Raw genomic sequence first — 14,700 nt, forward strand, 5'->3', positions numbered from 1 at the left:
CGAAAAATGCCAAAACCAAAGACGACAGTACCTGCTGAACCGCCGAAGCCGGACGTGGTTCAGGCTCCCCTTACATGGATAGATATTCCCGAAGATCGTGCCCGCCATTTTGATCCCGAAGAGGCAGCGGCACTTGCAACCCTTATCGCAGCCACCGGATTGCAACACCCGATCCGTGTTCGCGCCGTTGGAAATCGCTATCGCCTCGTCGCTGGCCGTAAGAGGCTTGAGGCGGTGCGGTTGCTTGGCTGGACCGCTATTCCGCTGACTGTATCTCTAGCGAAGTCCGACGAAGAAGCCAGAATTGAAGAGGTTTTGGAAAACCTTGCTCGCCCGAAACTGAAGAAGCTCGACCGCTTCCAGCATCTTTATGAACTGAAGGCCGCTTACGAAAGCCTCCACCCCGAAACGAAGAACGGCGGCGACCGTAAGTCAGAAACCAGAGTCCAAGGTTTGGATTCTGATCCTGATGCGCCAGAGCTATTCGGTTTCACAAAGGCATCGGCTGACAAGCTTGGCCTGTCCAGATCAGCGATTTTTGCCGCCGTTAAAATCTGGAAAGACCTTTCGGACGCTTCCAGAAGCCGCTGCGCGGGAACGTGGCTGGCTGACCATCAGGCCGGTTTGAAGCAGCTGGCAGACCAGTCCCATGGAGATCAGGCCAAGGTGCTTGATATCCTCTTTGCAGAAACGCCGAAGGCAACCAACGTGCCGGACGCCCTTGCAATCATCGCCAACGGTCGTGCGCTGACCCATACGGAGCGTAAGGTCGCTGCCGTCACAAAGACGCTCAAATCGTTGCCGGGTGGAAGTGAGATCGTTGCGGCTCAAGTCGATGCACGCCTCGCGGAATTGCAGAAAAGCATTGCCACAATGAGCAAGTTTCTCGGCGGCCTGAAAGACGATGAGCTGGATGATGTCGTTATCGAACACGAAGGCCGGATTATTGCCTCTCTCAAGCGTCGGGGCCGTATCTGATGAAGAAGCGTCGCGACTCACTCACCCTTGATATCTTCCGCGATTACACGCCGGTCGAAGTCGCGGCGCGGATCGATCCCGAAGTATCGAAAGGCGGCACACTCGACGTCAAGATCGCCCGCGTTCTCGCTCACGCCATGCAGAAATCCGACATGTCTCGCGCCCAAATCGCGGACGCCATGTCGGAACATCTTGGGCAGCGCGTGACGGAAAACATGCTGGATTGCTATGCGTCACCTGCACGCCGTGACCACAAGATTACGCTAGAGCGCTTCATAGCCCTGCTTGAAGTAACTGATTGCTATGAGCTTCTCGCTTTCGTCTGCGATTTCGCCGGGTTCGTTGCCGTGCCGGAGCGGTACGCAGACATCATCGAAATCTGGCGCGAAGACCGCGAGATCGAAGAACGTACCCGCCGCCGCGATGCCCTAGCTGGTCGTGTCAGGGGGCTGAAATGAGCTACTACTCCGCGCAGGAAATTGCAGCTGCCGGTATTCGCCTCAAGCTGAAGGCTTTGCCGCATAGCAAGCGACGTGTCCAAGATCATATAAATCGAGAGAATTGGGATGCATCCCCGCTTTGCCGCAAACGCGATAAAGTCGGCGGCGGAATGGAGTACCACGTTTCGTTGTTGCCGGAAGCTTTGCAGGCGGCGTTGCATGACGAGAAGAACCGCGAATTGGTGCTGGTCAATCAGCAGGAGAAGAAGGGCCAAGAACTTGCACGGCGCGAGAGGCTTTCAACGGCAAACCTGACGGCGCGCCAGCGCGACGTGATGAATGCGCGCTCTGCCGTGCTGTCTGCCATTGACATGCACCAGATTTCTAACGGCATGTCACAGCGGCAGGCCATCCAATCGTTTCTTGCCGATCCGGCAGCAATCGAAATCTCTGAAACCATTCTGCGCGTTGCCAATGACCGTGCCAACAAGGCCAGCGTTAGCCGTGCCACGCTTTACGATTGGTTCAAGCTGCGCGACACCGTTGGCGTCGGCGCGCTAGCACCTTTGCCGACCAAGGAAAAGCAGGGCATTCCGTCATGGTTCTGGCAGTTCCTGCGTTTTTACGCGCAGCCGCAAAAGCCCTGCCTAACCGATGCGCTGGAACAGTTCAAAAAGGCGCTCCCCGCGCACATCATGCCGCCGAATTACGATCAGGTTCGCCGCCTTATGGCGCGCCTTGGCAACGTCGAAAAGCATCGTGGCCGTGAAGGCTCCCTGACGCTCAAAAGCCGAATGGCCTACACCCTGCGTTCGACAGACGATCTGTTGCCGGGTTGTGTTTACACGGCTGACGGAAAGACATTCGACGCGGAAATCGCGCACCCGATCCACGGCCAACCGTTCCGCCCGGAAATCACCAGCATCGTGGATGTTGCCACGCGCCGTTGCGTCGGGTTCTCCCTCGGTCTGGCAGAAAACACCATCGGTGTTGTCGATGCCCTTCGTCACGCCTGCGAACAGAACGGTATTCCTGCAATCTTCTATGTAGACCGTGGTCCCGGCTTCAAAAACGACGTGCTGGACAATCAGTTGACCGGCGTCACCGAACGCCTTGGCGTCACGAAGCTGCATTCGCTGCCGCAGAATTCGCAGGCACGCGGCATCATCGAGCGCTTCAACGGCTCGGTCTGGAACCCGCTGTCCAAGGAGTTCGAAACCTACATTGGCGAGGACATGGACCGTCAGGCCCGGCAGCGTTCTTTCAAGGCTACCCGCAAGGATATCAAGCTGTTTGGATCGTCCAGCCGCCTGCCATCGTGGCAGGAGTTTTTAACGGCATGTGTGAATGCCGTAGCGTCCTATAACGCCAAGCCGCATTCGTCCTTGCCGGGGAAAATGTCGCCCGATCAGTATTGGGAATACCACGTTTCGACCGGCTTCGAGATCGTCCCGGTTCTGGAACATGAAAAGAACGACCTGTTCCGTCCGTATGTGAAACGCAAGGTCTCCCGCTCGATGGTCGAGTGGCTGACCAACACCTATTTCAATCTGGCACTGGAAGAGTTCCACGGCGAATACGTGCTGGTTGGTTACGATATTCATGACGCCAGCAAGGTCTGGGTGCGCGAGATCGACCGAAAATCAGGCGAAGAGCTTATGGGCCGGCTGATCTGCGTGGCAATCTTCGCAGGCAACGAGGAGCGGTACATTCCGCTTACGATGGAACGGGCAGCGATGGAGAAGCGCGCAAACGCCCGCGCCCGTCGCCTGAAAGATCATCTTGCAGAAGTCGAAGCGGAACTGTCACCCGGCAGTTTTATCGACGCCTCAATTCAAACTTTCATGCCGATCATCGACCATGAACCAGCGCCGGTGCCAGCCGGTCCGGTGCTTGTCACCAGTGACGGCGAAACCGTTCCAGCAGCCACCGGAGTTGCTGAAGTCACCCGCATCCAGACCTTTGCAACAGACGAAGCTCTTGCTGCGTGGGCGTTAGAAAATCCGGAAAAAATCACAGCTCGTCAGGCGGATGTATTGCGTCGCTGCCTCCAGCAGCAAGTCGCACGAGAGCTGTTCAGAATGTCAGGCATCGACGTGGAAGCCCTTCGAAACGTCCTCCGCGCCGTCGCCTGACACCAACACACGAGGAAGAACTACGCATGAAAAACGTATTTGTCGAGACCAGCAACGTAAAACGCCTTCTTTCGGCGTTGGTTGCTCTGGAAGATCGCGGGGCACAGGAGGCGTGCCTCGGCGTTGTTGATGGCGAACCCGGTCTGGGAAAGACCACGACGCTGAAATATTGGGTAGCCCAAAGCGGATGGGTATATCTCCGGGCCAAACAGGAATGGAAACCCGGCTGGTTCATGAATGAACTGCTGGAAGCGCTGCCGGTTCGCCCGCCGCACAGCATAGAAAAGAAGTATGAAACGATCCTGCGCGAACTTGGCAGCCGCCATTCGTCCGCGCAGATGGCGGGCCGGACCTTCGGTCTCGTTATTGACGAGGCAGATCATATCTCCAGCAAGGCGTCTCTGCTGGAGACCGTCCGCGACATTTCCGACATGCTGGAATTGCCTGTCATCTTGGTCGGCATGGGCCGGATCAACGATAATATCGCCCGGTTCCCGCAGATTTCGAGCCGTATTAGCCAGCGCGTCAAATTCCAGAAGGCAAGCCGTGAAGATATCCGGCTGCTGATGGACCGGAAATGCGAGGTCGAGGTCGCGGATTGCCTCGTGGATTTTGTGCTGAAGGTCTCGCAAGGTTTCAATCGCGAGGTTTTGGAAGCCATCGCCAATATCGAGAAATTCGGCCGTCGCGCCGATCTCGGGCCGAAGGGCGTCACGATGACCGATATGGCCGGTCAGACGATCTTGAATGACCGGCGCACCAATCGCCCCATCCTAGTTCCGGAGTTGGCCTGATGGAGCGGGACCGGTACGCAAAACATTACGAGCATATCCTGCAGAATTTTCCAGAGAAGGTCTGCCTGAAGCTGGACGTTCTCGCAGAGCAATTCGGTCTGCAAAATTATGTCGTCGCCATAGCACTCGGAAAATTGGTGGAGCATGGTTTTGTCGAGCGTCGAAGAGCTGGCTGCTATCAACTCACGAAAACTGGTGTGAAAGCAAAACGGACGGGCGCTCTGGCGCTCGTCTCCTCCCATGCATCCATCCGGCAGATACCTGCGGATAACTTCAACCAGCGCTTCTGGTCCTGCATCCGGATGTCCGGCTCGTTCACCGCCCACGAAATTACCATGGTCGTGAATTGGCCGATCCGGCATCCAGAAGCCGCTGCGCGCAGATATCTGCGCCACCTCGTTGAGGCTGGTTACATCGTCGAAATGCCGAAAAGGGAAAAGTCCGTCCTCGGGCGAAGCTACGGCCCGAAGCGGTATCGCTTGATCAAAAACACCGGCCTCAGAGCGCCTTTTTATCGCGAGAAACTTGGCGTGGTTCACGATCCTAACACGAAAGAGGACGTGCCATGCGCCAAGCAAGCCTGATGCCTCTTGTCGATCCCACCTGGCTGAATGTCCTTCGTGCTGAAGCTGCCAAGCCCAAGCGCAGCAAAAAGGACATCGGTGATGAGTTGGGCGTGTCCCGCACCGCGATATCGTTGCTCTGCGCCGGGAAATACAGCGCAGGCATGAACAAAGTGCAGGCGAAGATCGCCCACAAAGTCATGGCGCTCTACGGGCAGCAGGTTTGGTGCCCGCATGTTCGTGATGCGATCGCTCCCGGCACCTGCGAAAGCCACCGCGAAGCCCCGATGGCAAAGAGCGACCCCGCCAAACTGAAACAGTGGCTGGCATGCAGATCGTGCCCGCAAAACCCCGAAAACCAGAAGAAACCGGAGGTCACGAATGCTGTCTGACGCCGCCGCGCAGTTGCGCGACCGTTTGTTGCCGCTCGTTAGCGGACTGGATGCCCCGGAGCTTTTTCTAACGCTTCGCCTCATGGAGATGGAGGCGAAACACATGGAAATGACCATCGAATATCTGACCGGCCGCCCGCATGTGCCGCTCAACGGTCAGCTTCTTTCTTCCATCGCCCTTGTTTCCGACCACTGAAAGGAACCCAAAGATGCTGAAGCTCTCGGCTCTCCTGTCACTCCTGCGAATTCACCTGAAGGCCCACGAGACCGGTGGCGCGTCGTTGCCGCCTGAAGCTGCCGGAGCTGTCGCCAGCCTTCTTTCATCCTGCGAGGCGCAGGCGAAAGACATGGAGGCGGCGCTCCAATCGGTGACCATTGCACCGGTCGATCTGCGCCCGCTGCTTGCGGAGAATGTGGTCTTCCTGCCCGCCTTCGCCAACGCCCGCAAAACCACCCCTTCCAGCACTCCCAACGAACCCGCCTGATACAAGGAAATAACAGCATGAAATCTGCAAAGAAAAGCAAACCCAAGGCCATTTCTCGCGTGCCGCAGAGTCGTCAGGACGCGATATGGGCCGTTGGCCGCATCGGCACCCTTCGCCGCGCCATTCACGCGCAAAAGGCAACGGCCGAAGAAGCTATCAGGCTCATCGGTGAGAGGTTCGAAAACGATACCGCCATGATGGCCGAAGAGCTGGCGGAGCATGAGCGCGGTGTACAGGCATGGTGCGAAGCCAATCGCATGATCCTCACCAATAACGACAAGGTGAAATTCCATGACTTCGGTACGGGCAGCGTCCGATGGCGCTCCCTGCCTGCCAGCGTTTCCATACGTGGTGCTGAAGCCGTTCTTGAGGCTCTCAAGTCTCTCGGCCTGAAGGCTTTCATCCGTGAGAAGGAGGAAATCAACAAGGAAGCCATGCTGAACGACCCTGACACGGCGCGCAAAGTCGCGGGAGTCACGATCAAATCAGAGGGCGAAGTATTCGCAATCGAGCCGGTCGAGCTTGAAATTTCCACCGTTCAGTAAGGTGCAGTATGACATTTATCGCCCTCACCCGACTGGAGCGTAAAACGCTGGAGCGGCTTTCCGGGCTGCACGGAAAATATCCGAAGACGGATAGCTTTCTGGCTGGATCGCTTGGGCCATCTTGCGCAGCAGCTTGCCGACGAATGGAGCCGACTGGTTACGTCCGCATAGACCGGATTGCCGAAAACAGCTTTCGCTATGCCTTGACTGATGCAGGCCGGGAGCGTGTGGCTATGGCGAATGCTTCGCGACAGCGCCCGGTCGCTGCGCAGCCTTCCACGGAAATGGGGGGTGCGAATGAGTACTGATCGCACTCTCCCGCCATCCTTCGCGCAGGGGTATGCTCTTTGCAGCCCCGAAGGAACGCTTTTGCCGCATAGCTTCCGCCCCACGAAAGCGGAGGCGATTGCCTCCGTTTTCACCGACGCCGAAAGCCGTGATGCGCATTGGACTGCTGCCGAACAGCAAGGAATGACGATTGAATTCGTCTACGCCCGTGTATTTACGCCGGTGTTTTTCGCGAAGGCGGTCTTGGCCGCGATGGTGGAAGCGGAAATGGCAGGTGCGGCATGAACACGATGGCCGTCATCAACATCGCTCGTGAGCAACTCGGTATGGAAGAAACCGATTATCGTGCCCTGCTGCTTCGTGTCGGTAAATCCGCTTCCTTGCGCAGCATGACAGAAGGCCAGCGCCTTGCCGTTGTCGATGAACTGAAGCGGCTTGGCTTCAAGGTCAAGCCGACATCGAAGAAACTGCCTCTGGCGTCCAAGCCATATATCCGGCTTGTCCATGCCCTCTGGAAATCCTGCCACCGGAAGGGCGTTATCGAAGATGGTTCCCGGCAGGCATTGCGCACGTTCGTCAAGAAGCGCTCCGGCGTTGATGATCCAGATTTTCTAACTTTTGCCCAAGCCAATCCCATTATCGACACCCTGAAAGCCATGGAGGCCCGGGGCTGATATGGCTATTTCCTCCGTCAAAAACCTGCCAGAAAGCCTTCAGGACGTTGCCGAAACCGTTGGTATCGGTGTCGCCCTGAAGCTGATCGCGCATTTTGGCGGAACCGAAATCAAGTTTCCGAAGAAACCGGCTGACGACCATCCTATCCTCATCGCTCTTGGCAAAGAGGATGGAAAAGCTGTATGTCAACTTCTGGCCGGTGATTTCATTTATATTCCGCACGGTCGTCCGCGTAGATCGGTGCGCGCAGACGTGCTGGAGCTGGAACGCCAAGGCAAGAACCGCGCTGCCATCGCCCGCATGTTGGGCATTTCGCAGCGGTGGGTTCGCGAGGTCGCGAACGAAAATCCCCCTGAAGAACCGGACCTGTTTTCCTAACGACCGGAACTGTCTTCCTCACTTTCTGATCCCGCCAAGATCATAGGTTGCCCCGACTGACAGGGGATGCTTATGAATTTTGATCAATGGTTGATCTGGCGCTTGCGACTTCACGGCGCTTATGCGGGCAGCATTGATGGCGCACACGGCCGCGCCGTCATCGACGCCATCAAGAAACTCCAGTTCGCAGAAAAGCTGCCTGAAACGGGCAAGGCGGATGCCGCCACGGTCGAAGCGTTGCGCAAGCAGCCGGGGCTTTCGACGGTGAAGGTCGAAGCGCCCAAGCAACCGGTAGAGCCGGTCTGGATGCGTGAAGCTCGCCGTTACATGGGCCTGAAGGAAATCGCAGGCCCTAAATCCAATCCCGTCATTATCGGTTGGGCCAAGAAGCTCGGCAGCTGGATCGCGGGTTATTACACCGACGACGATATTCCGTGGTGCGGTCTGGCTGTGGCGAACTGGATTTCCACACCGCTGCCCGGTGAATTTCTGCCATCCAATCCCCTTGGTGCCCTGAACTGGTCCACCTTCGGACGTGACGTGCCCGTTTGTGTCGGCGCAATCCTCGTCTTCAAGCGTCCGGGTGGCGGTCATGTCGGCTTCTATGTCGGTGAAGACCGCACCCATTATTATGTTCTCGGCGGCAACCAGAACAATTCGGTCTCTATCACTCGCATCGAGAAAAGCAGGCTTGTCGCCTCGCGCTGGCCGAAAACGGGTGAAGCGCCTGTTCCCGGTCGTGTCCAGTTGTCCGCGACCGGCGCGCCGATCTCCCGTAACGAGGCGTAATCCGTGACAGCAAAGCCGACTTATCGCATGTCCAAACGCCAGATTTGGGCCTCCTTCTGGCTCGCGTGGCTCATCGTCATTTATCTGGTCTGGAAAGGCGCGAACGGCAGCGAGCAGGCCGTTTCACTCGCGGGCACCGTGGTTCCATCCATGATGATCCTGATTGCTGCTCTTCTCGGGGTGCATCGTTTCGCCGGAAGCCTCGACTTCGCCGCCTCGCAAGCCTCTTTCCCGCCATCCGCTTCGCCTTCGCCTTCCCCTTTCGGCTACGATCCTCGCGACGATCCGAACTCTTCTTCGGGAGAAACCCCATGATACCGGCGTGGCTTATGAAGGCGGTCGCGCCGGTTTTCTCGAAGGTTTTCTTGCCGGTCCTGATCGTTGCCCTTCTGATCTTTGCGGGCTGTTACAGCTTCAATCGCGGAATGGAAAAGCTGAACTGGATGTTTGCCGATATTAGGCAATCCGCTGTTGCCGAACGGGACGCCTATTGGACGGCCGAGATTGAAAAATCTAACGCCGAACAGGCACGTAGGGAAACGGCGCAGGCCGCAGAGGCCACGCGGATCAGTGCCGAGACGGCGAAGATCATTGCCGACCAGCGTTCCAGACTACTCACCTTGGAGAAAGCCAATGCGGCTCTACCGAACGGCAATAGCGTTGGCCTTGATCGTGGCCGCGTCCAGTTGCTCCCAGACTAACGCGCCATCGCTGCCACCTGTCGTGCGTACGGTCCATGTCACCCCGGCCTTGCCCGCTGAAGCGCGGATGGAATGCCCCAAGCTTTCCACCAAACCGCAGAGCGACATGACGCAAGAGCAGATTTTCAACAATTGGGCCGCAGATCGCACGGCCCGCAATACTTGCGAGGAGCGTCGGAAAGCTGCCGTGGCGGCTGTCGATGCTTCCGCGCTACATCAGGGGAATGCCGCCAAGTGACGGAACTCAATCTGCAAAGTGCGCGCACCGAAAAGGCCCATGACAGGCTCGACGTGGTGGAAAAGCGCGTCAACGATTTGGAGAAGCATAGCGCCGTCACCGACGAGCGCATGAACAGCATCCAGAAATCGCTTGGCAAGATCGACAACAATACGAGCTGGATCATTCGCCTCATCATCGGCGGCATCATCCTCGCCATCATGACATTTCTTGTGAAGGGGGGCTTCAATGTCCAGTGAACAGGATAAGCGCCGCAAGGCCCGCGCCGATTACGTCTATCGCCGTATGACCGGTGCCACGATCTCCATGACGCTGAACATTAGCGTGGCTACCTTTGGGCGCTGGAAGAAGGCCGCGAAAGAGTCCGGTGACGATTGGGACGTCGCCCGCACAGCCTCCATTATTGCCGGTGAAGGCATCGAAACCGTTGTTTCGACGGTGATCGAAGATTTCATGATTATGGCGCAGTCGGTGCTTGAGGAAATCAAGAACGGCGATTTGCGGCTTGATCAGAAGGTGAAAAGTCTGGTCGCACTGGCAGATGCCATGACCAAGATGACCACCAGCGCCGGAAAGCTCGCGCCGAAGATTTCGGAGTTGGGCGTTGCGCAGGACGTGATGCAGTACCTGGTCGAATTCGTCCGCGAGAATTTCCCGCAGCATGTCGCGGCGATCCTCGAAATCATCGAACCTTTCGGTGAAAGCCTCGCAAGACGCTACGCATCATGATCAGACGGCCGGTCCTGAAGGGTAAAGTCAGCGGCAAGGATTTCAAGGATAACCTTGCCAAGCTGGCGGACGATCTCGCCAGATGGGTTGAGCTTTCGGTTACGGCATTCTCTGCCGATCCGAAAGCCAAAGCCGAACGTCTGGCAAAAGTGAAAGACCCGGAAACGGGCTTTCAGTATTTCTTGGAAACCTACCTGCCGCATTACGTGAAAGGCGAACACAGCCTGTTTCACCGGGCGATCTTCAAGCGCGTTCCTGAAATTCTCGCCTCCGAAAAGGGCGTTAGAGACCTCTTGATCGCGCCACGCGGTTCCTCGAAATCCACGCACCTGTCGCTTGGCTTTGCCCTCTACTGCATCTGCCTTGGTCGCAAGCGTTATATTCTGGAGGTCTGCGACGTTTACGAGCAGGCTGCGTTGCTGGTCGAGGCGATCAAATCGGAGCTGACCGAAAACCCGCGCCTTGCGAACGACTTCCCCGAAGCGACCGGACAGGGGCGCGTCTGGCGCGAAGGCGAGATCGTCACCGCCAACAATATCCGCGTCGAAGGGCTGGGCGCTGCCAAGAAAATCCGTGGCCGCCGCCATGGGCCTTATCGTCCTGATCTGATGTTCTTTGACGATCTGGAGAACGACGAAGCCGTGCGCTCGCCAGAGCAGCGCAAAAAGCTCGAAACATGGATCAATCGCGCCGCCCTGAAAGTCGGCCCGCCGGATGGCTCCATGGACGTGGTTTGGGTTGGCACCGTCCTGCACTACGACGCGGTTCTTGTGCGTGCATCGAAATCGCCTGTCTGGCGCGTCGAAGAGTTTCAGGCGGTTATCCGTTTCCCTGATCGTATGGACCTTTGGGACCGATTTGAGGAAATCTACCAGAATGACGGCGAAGAGGCCGCGACCGAATTTTATGCTGCCAACAAGGCCGACATGGATGTTGGCGCTGTCGTCAACTGGCCGGCTGTCCAGCCGCTGCTAAAACTCATGCTGGAGCGTGCGGCCGACCACGACAGTTTCGCGACCGAATACCAGAACAAGCCGATCAATGAGGCCAGCCCGTTCAAGGATTTGACATTCTGGGTATTGAAACAGCCCGACCTTGTGCATTTCGGTGCTGTCGATCCTTCGCTTGGAAAGAAGAGCAAGGGACGTGATCCGAGCGCGATCCTTGTCGGCGGCTTCAATCGTCTGCACGGCACCATGGACCTGCTGGAGGCGTCGATCCGCCGTCGCCTGCCGGATATCATCATTGCTGATGTCATTGCCATGCAGCGGCAATATCAGTGCATGTTGTGGTTCGTGGAAGCGATCCAGTTTCAGGAGTTTTTGCGCACAACCCTCATGGCGACGGCAGCAAAGCAGGGCGTGGGCATATCGGCCATTCCGATCAATCCGACTTCCGACAAGGATTTGCGCATCGAGCGGCTTCAGCCGCCCGTTGCTGCCGGTTTGATCCGCCTCAACAGTACGCAGCAAACGATGATCGACCAGCTCCAGCAATGGCCGAATGCCGATCACGATGACGGCCCCGACTGCTTGGACATGCTCTGGCAAAACACCCTGCACTACGCCGGAGGCGTTGCCGGAGTCGGTGGCCTTGGCATCCAGTCCGCAACTTCTAACGACACCCGCTCCGATGGCTGGGGAGACTACCGCCTATGAAATCCACGACCAAAGCTGCCGCTGATCAACCGCGCAAGAACCTGCCTGCCAATGCCACCAACCTGATTGCCGATGCCAGAAACGATATCACCATCCCGTTTTACAGCGGCGCGCTCCAGCATCAGGACGATACGCTGCTACAGCGTGGCGGCGGCAAAGGTCTCAAGATTTATGATGAGATCGTTCGTGATACGCATGCCGGTTCCATGCTCGACAAGCGCAAGAAAGTCCTTCTCGCCCGTAACTGGGAGGTGAAGCCCTGTTCGGAAACGCCGCTCGATGTCGCTGCTGCTGATTTCTGCCGCGAGGTTATCAACGATCTTTCCTTCGATCTTGTTTGCGAAGAGCTGCTGGACGCAACGCTGAAAGGCTTTGCGGTTTCCGAAGTGGTCTGGATGCGCAAAGACAACCGGATCGTGCCGGAAAAGATCGTTACCCACGATCAGCGCCGTTTCTCATTCGGTGAAGATTGGCGTCCGCGCCTGTTGACGTGGACTAACATGCGCGATGGCATTGAACTGCCGGAACGCAAGTACATCGTCCACCGTTTCGGCGTCAAAGGAAACAACCCTTACGGCCTTGGCCTTGGTTCGCGACTGTTCTGGCCAGTGCTGTTCAAACGTGAGGGGATCACCTTCTGGCTGCACTTCCTCGAAAAGTTTGCCAGCCCCACTGTTATCGGCTTCACGCCCTACGGCACCCTGCCGGAAGAGCAGGCTAAGCTGATGAATACCTTGCGGCAGTTGCGCAGCAGCTCCGCGCTCACCGCTCCGATCGGCACCGACATCAAGTTTCTGGAAGCTGCCCGTAGCGGCTCAGTGACCTATCAGGATTTCCTGCAATATTGGGACAAGCAGATTTCGATCTGCGTCACCGGTGAAACCCTGACGACCGATATCGGCAGCAGCGGTTCGCGTGCGGCGTCGGAAACCCATGCCGAAATGCTGGAATTGCTTGTCGACAGCGATGCCGACCTTTTGTCGGGCACGCTTCGCAAAACGCTGCTGACGTGGCTGGTGGAATATAACTTCCCCGGCGCTGGTGTTCCCCATATCTGGCGAGTACGCGCCAAGAACGAAAAAGATGCGGCAGAAGTCGGCAAGGCGAAGGCAGAGGCGGCGACCGCCATCAACGATGCACTTATGGCTGTGCTGGCGACGGCGGGCCAGATTGATGACGATGACTTTGCCCGCGAATACATCACTTCGTTCGGCCTGACAGATCATCTGTCAGAAAAGGCTATCGATGCTCTAGTAGAGGCACGGCTCGCCTTCATGGAGGGCGGCAAACGCAGTCGCGACCTGCGCAAGCTGGCCGAAGAAAATTCGATGTTTGCTGCGCTCTTTGCCGACGCACCTAAAAAAAAACTTCAGCGCCATGACCACCACGCCAGTTTTGCCGAAGAAAACGGCCGGATAGAAACGCTTTCCGACCAGCTGGAAGCGACGGTTGAACGGCATTTCAATCGCCGCCTCGACGCCATCCGCAAGGCGCTGGATGCTCCCGACTTCCGGTCTGCGCAAAAGGCCATTCTGTCTCTTGCCGCCGTCTGGTCTCCAGCGCTGGCAACGCAGATCGGTGACGGCCTCGAACTGGCGGCATTGCAGGGACGCGAAGCCGCCTTTCTCGATGGCGAGACGGAAGAGGATTTCGCGGACGCCGATGTCATCAACCAGCCCTTCCGTGAACAGATCGAGTTTTTCCGACAGAAGCGCGTAAAGCCCACGAAAGCGTGGACCGATGCCCTTCGCGGCGTCCATGACCGCGCCTTCGTCATTGCCGGTGCGACCGATACCGACATGCTGACCGACTTCCAGAACGCCATAGCCAGGGCGATGGAAGAGGGCACCGGCCTTGAACAGTTCCGCAAGGATTTTGACAGGATCGTTCAGCGATACGGCTGGCAGTACAAGGGCGAACGTGGCTGGCGCACCCGCATCATTTTCGAAACCAATATGCGTACTGCCTACATGGCCGGACGCCTGAAGCAGATGCGCGACCCTGATGTGGTGAAGCTCCGGCCATACATGGAGTATCGCCACGGCGAAACCCGGCAGCCGAAAATACCGCGTCCGTTCCATCAAGCTTGGCATGGTATTGTTCTGCGATATGACGATCCATGGTGGGATACTCACTTTCCGCCGAATGATTGGCTGTGTTCCTGCGGTGTCCGGTCCCTGTCGCTTGCCGATCTGAAGCGCCGGGGCAAGGATGGACCTGATACAGCTCCCGGCGATTTGACCGTGCCGCTGATCGATCCCGTTTCCGGCAAGCTGATCGAGCAGCCGCAGGGTATCGGTTACGGTTGGGAGTACATGCCCGGCGATCTCTGGGAACGTGGATTGGTGCCTTCCGCTTTGACGAGCGAAGGCAGTGTGACACTGGAGAACCCGCTCCAGCCCGTCGAGATCAACGTTGCCGAATCTGTCGAAGCTCTGCTGAAGCGCTCAAAACCCTTCAAGGCAAAGCCGCTGCGCGACGGCGTCTCGCGTGAGGAAAATATCCGCTCATTCCTAACGCCGTTTGGTGCCGATCTCGATCAGGCGGTTTTGTTTGAGGACAAAGCCGGTCACAAGCTTCCGATCTCCGAACAGCTTTTCCGTGGTGGAGACGACATCCTTACTGGCGATCTTGCGACCCTTGCACCGTTGATGGCTGAAGCGATGATGGACCCGGACGAAATCTGGATCGGCGTTGCCCGCAGGCATGACAAGAGCGGTGATGCGCCAGACGAGCTGGTGGTGAACCGGCGTTATGTGCGTGCTGACCGCAAGTCCGGTCTTATGATTGCAGTCGAAATGGGCGAGCGCTTCTGGAGCGCTGTTGTTGCTCGCGACCGGGACCAGATGGGCGCACTGGATATGAGACGCAATGGCAAGCTGGTTTTCCAGCGGTCCAAGAAATAGGCGGGG

Annotated in this window: 21 protein-coding genes; all 21 read left to right on the top strand. The window is 57.4% G+C overall.

Annotated features, from left to right (window positions below; genetic code table 11):
- Positions 1–6 precede the first annotated feature (6 nt).
- The 21 genes from AC1DCP_RS23960 to AC1DCP_RS24060 all read left to right on the top strand — a co-directional run bounded on the left by AC1DCP_RS23960 (position 7) and on the right by AC1DCP_RS24060 (position 14,694).
- Positions 7–978, top strand: a complete 972-nt coding sequence (locus AC1DCP_RS23960) for a ParB/RepB/Spo0J family partition protein (RefSeq protein ID WP_476774694.1) — start codon at positions 7–9, stop codon at positions 976–978.
- A complete protein-coding gene (locus AC1DCP_RS23965; protein ID WP_172874193.1) occupies positions 978–1,436 on the top strand; it encodes a hypothetical protein in 459 nt (152 codons plus the stop codon). The genes AC1DCP_RS23960 and AC1DCP_RS23965 overlap by 1 nt, the downstream gene beginning before the upstream one ends.
- Positions 1,433–3,553, top strand: a complete 2,121-nt coding sequence (locus AC1DCP_RS23970) for a transposase (RefSeq protein WP_476774695.1) — start codon at positions 1,433–1,435, stop codon at positions 3,551–3,553. The genes AC1DCP_RS23965 and AC1DCP_RS23970 overlap by 4 nt, the downstream gene beginning before the upstream one ends.
- A gap of 26 nt (positions 3,554–3,579) precedes the next feature.
- Positions 3,580–4,347, top strand: a complete 768-nt coding sequence (locus AC1DCP_RS23975) for an AAA family ATPase (protein WP_112650426.1) — start codon at positions 3,580–3,582, stop codon at positions 4,345–4,347.
- Positions 4,347–4,931, top strand: coding sequence for a hypothetical protein (locus AC1DCP_RS23980; protein ID WP_112650427.1), 585 nt, complete (start codon positions 4,347–4,349; stop codon positions 4,929–4,931). Before AC1DCP_RS23975 ends, AC1DCP_RS23980 begins: the two co-directional genes overlap by 1 nt.
- Positions 4,913–5,302: a MarR family transcriptional regulator gene (locus tag AC1DCP_RS23985; protein ID WP_476774696.1), complete on the top strand. Its 390-nt coding sequence runs from the start codon at positions 4,913–4,915 to the stop codon at positions 5,300–5,302. Before AC1DCP_RS23980 ends, AC1DCP_RS23985 begins: the two co-directional genes overlap by 19 nt.
- Entirely contained in the window at positions 5,292–5,498 is a 207-nt protein-coding gene (locus tag AC1DCP_RS23990; protein WP_476774697.1) for a hypothetical protein, read from the top strand. The genes AC1DCP_RS23985 and AC1DCP_RS23990 overlap by 11 nt, the downstream gene beginning before the upstream one ends.
- Before the next feature lie 13 nt (positions 5,499–5,511).
- Positions 5,512–5,787 (top strand): hypothetical protein, encoded by a 276-nt coding sequence (locus tag AC1DCP_RS23995; RefSeq protein ID WP_476774698.1) that lies wholly within the window; start codon positions 5,512–5,514, stop codon positions 5,785–5,787.
- Between the two features lie 17 nt (positions 5,788–5,804).
- Positions 5,805–6,332 carry a host-nuclease inhibitor Gam family protein gene (locus tag AC1DCP_RS24000; protein WP_476774699.1) on the top strand — a complete coding sequence of 176 codons (528 nt, stop codon included), beginning with the start codon at positions 5,805–5,807 and terminating at the stop codon, positions 6,330–6,332.
- An 8-nt stretch (positions 6,333–6,340) separates the two neighbouring features.
- Complete coding sequence (locus AC1DCP_RS24005; protein ID WP_476774700.1) at positions 6,341–6,640, top strand: hypothetical protein; 300 nt, start codon at positions 6,341–6,343, stop codon at positions 6,638–6,640.
- Positions 6,630–6,905, top strand: a complete 276-nt coding sequence (locus tag AC1DCP_RS24010; protein ID WP_476774701.1) for a hypothetical protein — start codon at positions 6,630–6,632, stop codon at positions 6,903–6,905. Before AC1DCP_RS24005 ends, AC1DCP_RS24010 begins: the two co-directional genes overlap by 11 nt.
- On the top strand, positions 6,902–7,294 hold the full coding sequence (locus AC1DCP_RS24015) for a phage protein GemA/Gp16 family protein (RefSeq protein WP_476774702.1): 393 nt from the start codon (positions 6,902–6,904) through the stop codon (positions 7,292–7,294). The genes AC1DCP_RS24010 and AC1DCP_RS24015 overlap by 4 nt, the downstream gene beginning before the upstream one ends.
- A 1-nt stretch (position 7,295) precedes the next feature.
- Complete coding sequence (locus AC1DCP_RS24020) at positions 7,296–7,673, top strand: helix-turn-helix domain-containing protein (protein WP_045021085.1); 378 nt, start codon at positions 7,296–7,298, stop codon at positions 7,671–7,673.
- 72 nt (positions 7,674–7,745) lie between these two features.
- Positions 7,746–8,462: a TIGR02594 family protein gene (locus AC1DCP_RS24025; protein WP_476774703.1), complete on the top strand. Its 717-nt coding sequence runs from the start codon at positions 7,746–7,748 to the stop codon at positions 8,460–8,462.
- A 3-nt stretch (positions 8,463–8,465) separates the two neighbouring features.
- Positions 8,466–8,777 (top strand): NAD(P)+ transhydrogenase beta chain, encoded by a 312-nt coding sequence (locus tag AC1DCP_RS24030; RefSeq protein ID WP_476774704.1) that lies wholly within the window; start codon positions 8,466–8,468, stop codon positions 8,775–8,777.
- Positions 8,774–9,163, top strand: a complete 390-nt coding sequence (locus AC1DCP_RS24035; protein ID WP_476774705.1) for a hypothetical protein — start codon at positions 8,774–8,776, stop codon at positions 9,161–9,163. The genes AC1DCP_RS24030 and AC1DCP_RS24035 overlap by 4 nt, the downstream gene beginning before the upstream one ends.
- A gap of 67 nt (positions 9,164–9,230) precedes the next feature.
- Positions 9,231–9,401, top strand: a complete 171-nt coding sequence (locus tag AC1DCP_RS24040) for a hypothetical protein (RefSeq protein WP_476774706.1) — start codon at positions 9,231–9,233, stop codon at positions 9,399–9,401.
- On the top strand, positions 9,398–9,640 hold the full coding sequence (locus AC1DCP_RS24045) for a hemolysin XhlA family protein (protein WP_052679681.1): 243 nt from the start codon (positions 9,398–9,400) through the stop codon (positions 9,638–9,640). Before AC1DCP_RS24040 ends, AC1DCP_RS24045 begins: the two co-directional genes overlap by 4 nt.
- Positions 9,630–10,130 carry a DUF1804 family protein gene (locus tag AC1DCP_RS24050; protein ID WP_476774707.1) on the top strand — a complete coding sequence of 167 codons (501 nt, stop codon included), beginning with the start codon at positions 9,630–9,632 and terminating at the stop codon, positions 10,128–10,130. Before AC1DCP_RS24045 ends, AC1DCP_RS24050 begins: the two co-directional genes overlap by 11 nt.
- Positions 10,127–11,788: a phage terminase large subunit gene (gene terL, locus AC1DCP_RS24055; RefSeq protein ID WP_476774708.1), complete on the top strand. Its 1,662-nt coding sequence runs from the start codon at positions 10,127–10,129 to the stop codon at positions 11,786–11,788. Before AC1DCP_RS24050 ends, terL begins: the two co-directional genes overlap by 4 nt.
- Positions 11,785–14,694 carry a phage portal protein family protein gene (locus AC1DCP_RS24060; protein WP_476774709.1) on the top strand — a complete coding sequence of 970 codons (2,910 nt, stop codon included), beginning with the start codon at positions 11,785–11,787 and terminating at the stop codon, positions 14,692–14,694. Before terL ends, AC1DCP_RS24060 begins: the two co-directional genes overlap by 4 nt.
- The last annotated feature ends 6 nt before the right edge of the window (positions 14,695–14,700 follow it).

Source organism: Agrobacterium sp. 10T429, from assembly GCF_056393925.1.

Bases quoted from the DNA above. Each gene is read 5' to 3' on its own strand.
- AC1DCP_RS23975 (WP_112650426.1), top strand. From the start codon at position 3,580: ATGAAAAACGTATTTGTCGAGACCAGCAACGTAAAACGCCTTCTTTCG.
- AC1DCP_RS23980 (WP_112650427.1), top strand. From the start codon at position 4,347: ATGGAGCGGGACCGGTACGCAAAACATTACGAGCATATCCTGCAGAAT.
- AC1DCP_RS23985 (WP_476774696.1), top strand. From the start codon at position 4,913: ATGCGCCAAGCAAGCCTGATGCCTCTTGTCGATCCCACCTGGCTGAAT.
- AC1DCP_RS24060 (WP_476774709.1), top strand. From the start codon at position 11,785: ATGAAATCCACGACCAAAGCTGCCGCTGATCAACCGCGCAAGAACCTG.
- AC1DCP_RS24015 (WP_476774702.1), top strand. From the start codon at position 6,902: ATGAACACGATGGCCGTCATCAACATCGCTCGTGAGCAACTCGGTATG.
- terL (WP_476774708.1), top strand. From the start codon at position 10,127: ATGATCAGACGGCCGGTCCTGAAGGGTAAAGTCAGCGGCAAGGATTTC.
- AC1DCP_RS24000 (WP_476774699.1), top strand. From the start codon at position 5,805: ATGAAATCTGCAAAGAAAAGCAAACCCAAGGCCATTTCTCGCGTGCCG.
- AC1DCP_RS24035 (WP_476774705.1), top strand. From the start codon at position 8,774: ATGATACCGGCGTGGCTTATGAAGGCGGTCGCGCCGGTTTTCTCGAAG.
- AC1DCP_RS24020 (WP_045021085.1), top strand. From the start codon at position 7,296: ATGGCTATTTCCTCCGTCAAAAACCTGCCAGAAAGCCTTCAGGACGTT.
- AC1DCP_RS23970 (WP_476774695.1), top strand. From the start codon at position 1,433: ATGAGCTACTACTCCGCGCAGGAAATTGCAGCTGCCGGTATTCGCCTC.
- AC1DCP_RS23965 (WP_172874193.1), top strand. From the start codon at position 978: ATGAAGAAGCGTCGCGACTCACTCACCCTTGATATCTTCCGCGATTAC.
- AC1DCP_RS24025 (WP_476774703.1), top strand. From the start codon at position 7,746: ATGAATTTTGATCAATGGTTGATCTGGCGCTTGCGACTTCACGGCGCT.
- AC1DCP_RS23990 (WP_476774697.1), top strand. From the start codon at position 5,292: ATGCTGTCTGACGCCGCCGCGCAGTTGCGCGACCGTTTGTTGCCGCTC.
- AC1DCP_RS24040 (WP_476774706.1), top strand. From the start codon at position 9,231: ATGGAATGCCCCAAGCTTTCCACCAAACCGCAGAGCGACATGACGCAA.
- AC1DCP_RS24005 (WP_476774700.1), top strand. From the start codon at position 6,341: ATGACATTTATCGCCCTCACCCGACTGGAGCGTAAAACGCTGGAGCGG.
- AC1DCP_RS24050 (WP_476774707.1), top strand. From the start codon at position 9,630: ATGTCCAGTGAACAGGATAAGCGCCGCAAGGCCCGCGCCGATTACGTC.
- AC1DCP_RS24010 (WP_476774701.1), top strand. From the start codon at position 6,630: ATGAGTACTGATCGCACTCTCCCGCCATCCTTCGCGCAGGGGTATGCT.
- AC1DCP_RS23960 (WP_476774694.1), top strand. From the start codon at position 7: ATGCCAAAACCAAAGACGACAGTACCTGCTGAACCGCCGAAGCCGGAC.
- AC1DCP_RS23995 (WP_476774698.1), top strand. From the start codon at position 5,512: ATGCTGAAGCTCTCGGCTCTCCTGTCACTCCTGCGAATTCACCTGAAG.